Origin of the sequence: Micromonospora sp. S4605 (genome assembly GCF_003176715.1) — a bacterium.
GTDB classification, from domain to species: Bacteria; Actinomycetota; Actinomycetes; order Mycobacteriales; family Micromonosporaceae; genus Micromonospora; species Micromonospora echinaurantiaca.
On the sequence record NZ_QGSW01000381.1, the window covers coordinates 1 to 7,988 of the forward strand.

At 76.0% G+C, this 7,988-nt stretch carries 8 protein-coding genes and 1 pseudogene; 4 read left to right on the forward strand and 5 right to left on the reverse strand.

The window, feature by feature from the left end; genetic code table 11:
* Positions 1-210: 210 nt before the first annotated feature.
* A pseudogene (locus DLJ47_RS31035) lies at positions 211-1,125 on the forward strand (GlxA family transcriptional regulator); the annotation flags it as partial.
* A gap of 33 nt (positions 1,126-1,158) precedes the next feature.
* Here DLJ47_RS31035 and DLJ47_RS37995 read toward each other — a convergent pair.
* The 5 genes from DLJ47_RS37995 to bioB all read right to left on the reverse strand — a co-directional run bounded on the left by DLJ47_RS37995 (position 1,159) and on the right by bioB (position 4,768).
* On the reverse strand, positions 1,159-1,572 hold the full coding sequence (locus tag DLJ47_RS37995; RefSeq protein ID WP_199236081.1) for a universal stress protein: 414 nt from the start codon (positions 1,570-1,572) through the stop codon (positions 1,159-1,161).
* A gap of 12 nt (positions 1,573-1,584) precedes the next feature.
* Positions 1,585-2,814: a YbfB/YjiJ family MFS transporter gene (locus tag DLJ47_RS31040; RefSeq protein ID WP_109905361.1), complete on the reverse strand. Its 1,230-nt coding sequence runs from the start codon at positions 2,812-2,814 to the stop codon at positions 1,585-1,587.
* A 141-nt stretch (positions 2,815-2,955) separates the two neighbouring features.
* Positions 2,956-3,471, reverse strand: coding sequence for a GNAT family N-acetyltransferase (locus DLJ47_RS31045; protein ID WP_233258113.1), 516 nt, complete (start codon positions 3,469-3,471; stop codon positions 2,956-2,958).
* Positions 3,472-3,540: 69 nt separating this feature from the next.
* Positions 3,541-3,762 (reverse strand): biotin synthase auxiliary protein BsaP, encoded by a 222-nt coding sequence (gene bsaP / locus DLJ47_RS31050; protein ID WP_109905363.1) that lies wholly within the window; start codon positions 3,760-3,762, stop codon positions 3,541-3,543.
* 10 nt (positions 3,763-3,772) lie between these two features.
* Positions 3,773-4,768, reverse strand: coding sequence for a biotin synthase BioB (bioB, locus tag DLJ47_RS31055; protein ID WP_109905365.1), 996 nt, complete (start codon positions 4,766-4,768; stop codon positions 3,773-3,775).
* A gap of 168 nt (positions 4,769-4,936) precedes the next feature.
* On the opposite strand from bioB, the gene DLJ47_RS31060 reads away from it, so the two are divergent.
* From DLJ47_RS31060 to DLJ47_RS31070, 3 genes are all read left to right on the forward strand, one after another.
* Positions 4,937-6,073 (forward strand): 8-amino-7-oxononanoate synthase, encoded by a 1,137-nt coding sequence (locus tag DLJ47_RS31060; protein WP_109905373.1) that lies wholly within the window; start codon positions 4,937-4,939, stop codon positions 6,071-6,073.
* A 55-nt stretch (positions 6,074-6,128) separates the two neighbouring features.
* Positions 6,129-6,857, forward strand: coding sequence for a dethiobiotin synthase (gene bioD, locus DLJ47_RS31065; RefSeq protein ID WP_109905367.1), 729 nt, complete (start codon positions 6,129-6,131; stop codon positions 6,855-6,857).
* Between the two features lie 54 nt (positions 6,858-6,911).
* On the forward strand, positions 6,912-7,988 hold a 1,077-nt coding region (locus DLJ47_RS31070; RefSeq protein WP_233258114.1), incomplete at its 3' end, for a sensor histidine kinase.

The following is a 7,988-nucleotide window of genomic DNA, read 5'->3' on the forward strand; positions in this document are numbered from 1 at the left end:
CCCGGTGCCGGCCAGTCCCGACGTGACCCCCGCCGCCCACCCCGGGCGGCGCGAGGATCAGTTGGCCCGCGGAGGCCCGCCCCACCACCCGACGGTGGGGAGTCGCTCACCCTCAACGGTGAGGATCCACAACGCCCACCGGACACCCGGCGAACGTTAGTGGAACCGCACTAGGGTCGAGCCGTGCGAGCTCCGGACCGGCGCCACACCGTGGTCTTCGTCGTCTACGACGGGGTGCGGCTGCTCGACGTCACCGGGCCGCTGGAGGTGCTCGCCGTCGCCAACGAGCACGGCGGGGCGTACCGCACGGTGCTGGCCTCGCCGGACGGCCGGGACGTGGTGAGCAGCGCCGGCGTCCGGCTCGGCGTCGACCGGGCGCTGCCCGACGTCGCCGCGCCGGTGGGCACGCTGGTGGTGCCCGGCGCCCCCGACTGGCAGGCGGTGGCCGCCGACCAGGCGATGCTGGACCAGATCCGCCGGCTCGCCGGCGGCTCGGACCGGACCGCGTCGGTCTGCGCCGGTGCCTTCGCCCTGGCCGCCACGGGCCTGCTCGACGGCCGCCGGGTGACCACGCACTGGGATCTCGCTGACCAGCTCGCGGCGCACTTCCCGGCGGTCACCGTCGACGCCGATCCGATCTTCATCGCCGACGGTCGGGTCATCACCTCGGCCGGGATCAGCGCCGGCATCGACCTGACCCTGGCGTTGGTCGAGGCGGATCTCGGCCCGGAGACCGCCCGGGCGGTCGCCCGCCACCTGGTGGTCTTCATGCAACGCCCCGGCGGCCAGTCCCAGTTCAGCGTGCGCGCCAGCGCGGCGGCCACCCGCGACGGCACCGTGCGCCGGGTGCTCGACGCGGTCGCCGCCGATCCGGCCGCCAACCACACCCTGTCGTCGATGGCGGCGCTCGTCGGGGTGAGCGTGCGGCAGCTGGGCCGGCTCTTCCGCACCGAACTGGGCACCACCCCCGCCGGCTACGTCGAGCGGATCCGGGTGGAGGCCGCGCAGGCGATGCTGGAGAGCGGTGGGGACACCCTCGACGTGGTGGCCCGCCGCACCGGCTTCGGATCACCGGAGACGATGCGGCGGGCGTTCCTGCGGGAGCTCGGGGTGACGCCGGGCGCCTACCGGGAGCGGTTCCGCACCACCGGCATCGGCTCAGCGCACCAGCAGCAGCGCCACGTCGGCGCGCCGGCCGACCAGGTCGCTGACGCTGGGCTCCAGCAGCCGGGCGAGCCCGGCGCGGTGATGCGGGCCGAGGATGATCAGGTCCGCGCCGCGCGCGTGGGCGGTGTCCAGGATCAGCCCGGGTACGTCGGTGTCGAGTCCGTCGACGACCGCGCTCGTGGCCCGGACCCCGGCGGCGCGTAGCCGGTCCACCGCCACGGCCACCTGTGCGCGGCCCAGGGTGTCGTCCTCCAGGTCCACGACCCGGTCGTAGATCGCCTCGGATTCGTCGACGTGCACGACGTGGACGCTGGCGCCGAGCGCGGTCGCGAGGGCCGTGGCCGCGGCCAGGACTCGCGCCGAGACGGAGGTCGCATCCACTGCGGCCAGGATGTGCCGGTACATGGTTCGGTCCTTTCAGCGGACGCCGGTGGGCGCCGGTCGGGTGGTTTCCGCGAGGTGTGCCGGGCGGTCCGCGCGCTGGCGCAGCACCACCAGGGCCGCGGCGGCGAGCAGCGCCACCGACAGCCAGAGCCCGACGGCGACGCCGCCGGAGTCGGAGAGCGCACCGGAGAGCAGCGGGCCGATCGCCTGGCCCACCGAGAAGGCGACGGTGAGCAGCGCGATGCCGGCGGTCCAGCCGGCCGGCGGCAGGGCCCGGCGGGCCAGTACCGTGGCCGCTGTCGGGCCGGCCATGAACGAGCTGCCGAAGACGACCGCCGAGACCAGGGCGGCGGGCAGGCCGGCCGGCAGCAGCAGCACCGGCAGCACGCCCAGCAGCACGAGCAGGGACACCAGCGCCGGCGCCCGGCCACCCGGCAGCCGGCCGATCAGCCGGCCCCAGACGGTCAGCGTGGCCAGCACCGAGGCCAGGCCGAGGACCACGAAGAAGGTCGCCGTGCCGGAGGTGCCCAGCCCCTGCTCCCGCAGCAGCGCGATGACGAACGTCATGTAGCTGACGTAGCCGGCGCCGAACAGGATGTACCAGGCGAAGGTCGGCGCGAGCCGGGCAAGTGCCGCGCGGGACAGCCCCGCGGTGGGCGCTTCGGCCGCCGCGTCGACCCGCCGGACGGCCAGCAGCGCCGGGCCGACGGCCAGCACCGCCACCACCCCCAGCACCAGCCAACCGGCGCGCCAGCCGGCGTCGCCCGCGCCGGCGAACACCGCCGGCACCAGGATCCCGGACAGCACCACGCCGATGCCGACCCCGGCCATGTAGATGGCGACGAGCAGGGCCGCCCGCCGTTGCCCCGCCCCGTGGGCGATCCGCGCGGCCAGCGCGGAGCCGAGGACGAAGCAGACAGCGGTGGTGACCCCACCGACGAACCGCAGCGCGCCCAGCGCCGGATAGCTCGCGGTGAGCCCGGTCAGCAGCAGGGTGAGCGCGCTCACCACCAGGGTGCCGAGGAAGGCGGCCCGGTCACCGAACCGGCGGGCCCAGAACACCGCCGTCCCGGCGCCGATCACGTAACCGGCGGCGTTCGCCGTGTTCAATCCACCGGCCTGGGCGTACGTCCAGTGCAGGTCGCCGCGCATCGCGGGCAGCAGCAGGGCGTACGCGAACCGGGTGAAGCCGAGCGCGACGACCGGCCCGGCCGCCAGACCGAGCGCTGTCAGCGGTTCTCGCCAGCGCTGGAATCGGGACATGGGTTCCTCCTTGATCGGTGGGCCGTTCGACCCGCTGATCAGGTGGAACCGAGGGAGGCCGGTGGCTGATGGCCGGCCGGATGGACAGGTGACCCTCGGATCGGGACATGGGCAGGCTGCCCGGATCGTGCCGGAACGGGGTCAGTCGACCAGTTCGTCGGCGAGCAGGTCCATCAGCAGCCCGTCGTGCCAGCGCCCGTCCTCGCCGCGCTCGTAGCGGCGCAGCACGCCCACCGGGCGGAAGCCCACCTTGGCGTAGCTGCGGATCGCCGGGGTGTTCGCCGCCGCCGGGTCGATGGTGAACCGGTGGTGCCGGTACGCCTCGACCAGGTGCCGGACCAGGGTGCGGATGGCGTCCGGCCCGAGCCCCCGGCCGTGCACCGACGGGTCGAGGAAGATGTCCAGGCTGGCGTGCCGGTAGTCCGGGTCGTCCTCGGCGTACCACTGGATCGCGCCGACCACCCGGCCGTCGTGCAGCACCGCGTACACCGTCAGGTCGGGGTCGGCCAGGTCGGCCTCGACGGCGGCGGCCAGGTCGTCGCCGCCGCGCCACCAGCGGCGTACCTGCGGGGTGGCCCGGATCGCGGCGAGCGCCGGCACGTCGGCGGCGCCGGCCGGGCGCAGCGTCACCGCCCGCCCGCGCAGTTCCCCGGTCACCGGCGCCACCGGAACCCCGGCGGCGGGACCGGCTCGCCGGTGACGAGGAAACGGGGCGTCACCGGGGCCTCAGCCGCGGATCTCGCCGTGCTCGACGCAGACCGCCGCCCAGCCCACCGGCAGCACCTGCACCTTCATCCGGCGTCGGCAGCGCACGCAGAACCGGGGCGGCTCCAGGGCGCGCGCCGCCGCGCACGTCTCGTGCGACCCGGCCGCCGCGGCCTGGCCGCAGCGGTCGCACCAGGCCGGCGCCGTCGCGTTCGGCGTCGCCAGCGGAGCAGCGTCCGTCACCGTCAATCCCTCACAGGGTCGCGGAGAGCGCCTTGACCGGCATCTTCAGGTCGTCCAGCAGCGCCAGGTCCTCGGTGGCCGGCCGGCCCAGGGTGGTCAGGTAGTTGCCGACGATCACCGCGTTGATGCCGCCGAGCAGGCCGTCGCGGGTGCCCAGGTCGCCCAGGGTGATCTCCCGGCCGCCGGCGTACCGCAGGATGGTGCGCGGCATGGCCAGCCGGAACGCGGCGATGGCCCGCAGCGCGTCCTTGCCCTCGACCACCGGCCGGTCGCCCAGCGGGGTGCCCGGACGCGGGTTGAGGAAGTTCAGCGGCACCTCGTGCGGGTCCAGCTCGGCGAGCTGCGCGGCGAACTCGGCCCGCTGTTCCACCGTCTCGCCGAGGCCGAGGATGCCGCCGCAGCAGACCTCCATGCCGGACTCGCGGACCATCCGCAGCGTCTCCCAGCGCTCCTCCCAGGAGTGCGTGGTGACCACGTTCGGGAAGTAGGAGCGGCAGGTCTCCAGGTTGTGGTTGTAGCGGTGCACGCCCATGTCGACCAGCTCGTCGACCTGCTCCTGGGTGAGCATGCCGAGCGAGGCGGCCACCTGGATGTCGACCTCGGCCTTGATGGCGGCGACCCCCTCGCGCATCTGCTTCATCAGCCGGGCGTCCGGACCGCGGACGGCGGCCACGATGCAGAACTCCGTCGCCCCGGTCGCCGCGGTCTGCTTCGCCGCCTCGACCAGGGACGGGATGTCCAGCCAGACCGACCGCACCGGGGAGGTGAACAGGCCGGACTGGGAGCAGAAGTGGCAGTCCTCCGGGCAGCCGCCGGTCTTCAGCGAGACGATCCCCTCGACCTCCACCTCCGGGCCGCACCAGCGCATCCGCACCTCGTGGGCGAGCTGGAGGGCGGCGGGCAGGTGCTGGTCGGGCAGGTTCAGCACGGCGAGGACGCCGGCCTCGTCGAGGCCGACACCGTTCTCCAGCACCTGGGTACGGGCCTGGTCGAGGATCTCTGGCATGGCTCGTACCCTACAAGCCCGCCCGATCGACAGGAACGGCCGCGCGGCCTGCGGTGACGAGGCGACGCCGGCCGGGGTGGAAGCGCCGGGCCGCTTGTCACGGATGGTAATTTCGCCCGGCGGCCGTGCTCGGTGACGGCGGCCGCGACCGGCGGTGTGGGGGTGACGGTGGCGGACTGGCTGGCGGCGCTGCACCGCCGCGCCGAGCTGCGGGCGAAGGCGGGACTGACCCGCCGGCTGCGGCCCCGCGCGGCCGGCGACGCCGTGGTCGACCTGGCCGGCAACGACTACCTCGGCCTGGCCACCGACCCCGAGGTCACCGCCGCGGCCGGCCGGGCGCTCGCGGCGTACGGGCTGGGGGCCACCGGGTCGCGGCTGGTGCGCGGCTCCACCGACGCCCACCACGCGCTGGAGGACGCCCTCGCCGACTGGCTCGGCACCGACCGGGCCCTGGTCTTCTCCTCCGGCTACCTGGCCAACCTCGGCGCGGTCCGGGCGCTGGTGCAGCCCCGTACGCTGCTCGTCTCCGACGCGCACAACCACGCCTCGCTGATCGACGGCTGCCGGATCTCCGGCGCGGAGACCGTGGTGACCCCGCACAACGACGTGGCGGCGGTGGCAGCCGCGCTGGCCGGCGCGCCCGGCCGGCCGGCGGTGGTGGTCACCGAGTCGGTGTTCTCCGTCGACGGCGACCTCGCCCCGCTGGCCGAGCTGCACGCGGTCGCCCGCCGGCACGGCGCGCTGCTGCTGGTCGACGACGCGCACGCGCTCGGGGTCGTCGGCCCGGCCGGGGCCGGTGGGGTGGCCGCCGCCGGGCTCGCCGGCGAGCCGGACGTGGTGGTCACCGCCACCCTGTCCAAGGCCCTCGGCGGCGCCGGCGGGGTGGTCGCCGGACCGGCCGAGTTCGTCCGCCACCTGGTGGAGACCGGGCGCACCTTCATCTTCGACACCGCGCTGCCCCCGGCGGTCGCCGCCGGGGTGCACGCCGCCGTGGCGCGGGCCCGGGCCGGCGAGGGGCCGCGCGCCGAGATCGCCGGGCGGGCCGCGCTCGCGGTGCGCCGGCTGCGCGCCGCCGGACTGCACGTCTCCGAACCGGACGCGGCGGTCGTCTCGGTGACCGCGCCCGGCCCGGAGGCCGCGACGGCGTGGGCGGCGGACTGCCGGGACCGCGGCGTGGCGGTCGGCTGCTTCCGGCCGCCGTCGACCCCGGACAGCCGGTCCCGGCTGCGGCTCACCATCGGCGCCGGGGTGCCCCGGGCGGACTTCGAGCGGGCCCTGGAGGTCATCGTGGAGTGTGCGCCGTGAGCGCGAGGAGTGAGCCGGTTGTGCGAGCCCCGCAGTCGCGAACCGAGGTGGGCACATGACCGAGCCGTGGCGGGGGCCGGTGCTGGTCACCGGCACCGACACCGAGGTCGGCAAGACGGTGGTGACCGCGGCGATCGCGGCCGCCGCGCAGGCGGCCGGCCTGCGGGTCGCGGTGGTCAAGCCCGGCCAGACCGGTACGGCCACCGGCGAGCCCGGCGACGTCGACCACGTGACCCGGCTGGCGGCCCCGCTGACCGGCCGCACCCTGGCCAGCTTCCCCGATCCGCTGGCCCCGCTGGCCGCGGCCCGGGTCGCCGAGTTGGAGCCGTTGGAGCTGTACACCGCCGTCGACGCGGTCCGCGAGGAGGCCGACAAGCACGACCTGGTGCTGGTCGAGGGCGCCGGCGGGCTGCTGGTGCCGATGGGGCTGCGCCCGTCGGGGGAGCCGTGGACGGTGGCCGACCTGGCCGTCTCGCTGGGCGCCCCGGCGGTGGTGGTGGCCCGGGCCGGGCTGGGCACGCTCAACCACACAGCGCTCACCCTGGAGGCGCTGGACCGCCGGGCGGTGCCGGCCGGGGTGGTCATCGGCGCCTGGCCCACCGAGCCGGAGCTGGTGCACTGGTCCAACCTCACCGACCTGGTGCCGAACCTGCTCGGCGCGGTGCCGGCCGGCGCCGGCGCGATGGACCCGGGGGTCTTCCGGCGGTCCGCGCCGGGCTGGCTCACCCCGGCGCTCTACGGGGTGCTCGACGACTGGCGGGCCTGGGCCGAGGAGATCAGCTGAACACCTGACTTTCGTCGGTGCCCGCCCAGGTCGGCCGTGGGTAGCCTGGCCGCCGTGACGAGCTGGGTGGCCCGGGTGGGCGGCGGGTGGTGGTCGCGTGCCGATCACCGGCGGTGGGCCGGCGACGCGCTGCTGTGGCTGGTTACCGCCGCGCCGATCGGGTACGCGGGGGTGACCCCGCCGCATCCCGGGCGGGACACCATGCTGACGGTCTGCGCGCTGCTCGTGCTCACCGCCGCGGTCGGGGTGAGCCGGCGCTGGCCGGTGGCCGCCGTGGTCATGGCGGTGCTCGGCTCGCTGCTGAACGGCAACTTCCTGTTCGCGATCCCGGTGTTCAGTTACCTGGCCGGGCGGCGCAGTGCCGCCGCCACGCCGGCCGCCGTCGCCTTCGTCGCGCTCGCGGCCGGCGGCACGGTGCTCAACCTGGGGTTGCTCGGTGCCGGCGCGGCCACCTGGTTCCTGCTCGCCTCGGTGCTGCTCTTCGCCGGGGTGTTCCCGTGGCTGGTCGGCCGGTACCGGCGTCAGCAGCAAGAGTTGATCGAGGCGGGCCGTTGGCACGCCGAGGCGTTGGTCCGGGAGGAGCGCGGTGCCGCCGAGCGGATCCGGCTGCGCGAGCGCGCCCGGATCGCCGAGGAGATGCACGACTCGCTCGGCCACGACCTCAGCCTGATCGCGTTGCGCGCCGCCGCCCTGGAGGTCGCCGCGGATCTCGACCCGCGGCACCGGGTCGCCGCCGGAGAGCTGCGGGCCAGCGTCGCCACCGCCACCGAACGGCTGCACGAGATCATCGGGCTGCTCCGCGAGGAGGGCGGCGTCAGCTCCACCCGACCCGCCGAGGAGAGCGTGGCGGAGCTGGTCGACGGCGCCCGGGAGGCGGGCATGGCGGTCCGGCTGGCCGCGACTCCCGACGCGGCCGAGCTGCCGGCGCGGGTCCGGCACGCCGCGCACCGGGTGGTCCGCGAGGCGCTGACCAACGCGGCCCGGTACGCCCCCGGCGCCGCGGTCGACGTGCGGCTCACCCGGGCCGGCGACCGGATCGAGGTGGCCGTGGTCAACGCGCCGCCGCCGGCCGGTCCGCTGCCCGGCCCGCCGTCGCACGGCAGCGGGCTGCTCGCGCTCGCCGAGCGGGTA

Bases quoted from the DNA above. Each gene is read 5' to 3' on its own strand.
- DLJ47_RS31040 (WP_109905361.1), bottom strand. From the start codon at position 2,814: ATGTCCCGATTCCAGCGCTGGCGAGAACCGCTGACAGCGCTCGGTCTG.
- bioB (WP_109905365.1), bottom strand. From the start codon at position 4,768: ATGCCAGAGATCCTCGACCAGGCCCGTACCCAGGTGCTGGAGAACGGT.
- DLJ47_RS37995 (WP_199236081.1), bottom strand. From the start codon at position 1,572: ATGTACCGGCACATCCTGGCCGCAGTGGATGCGACCTCCGTCTCGGCG.
- bioD (WP_109905367.1), top strand. From the start codon at position 6,129: ATGACCGAGCCGTGGCGGGGGCCGGTGCTGGTCACCGGCACCGACACC.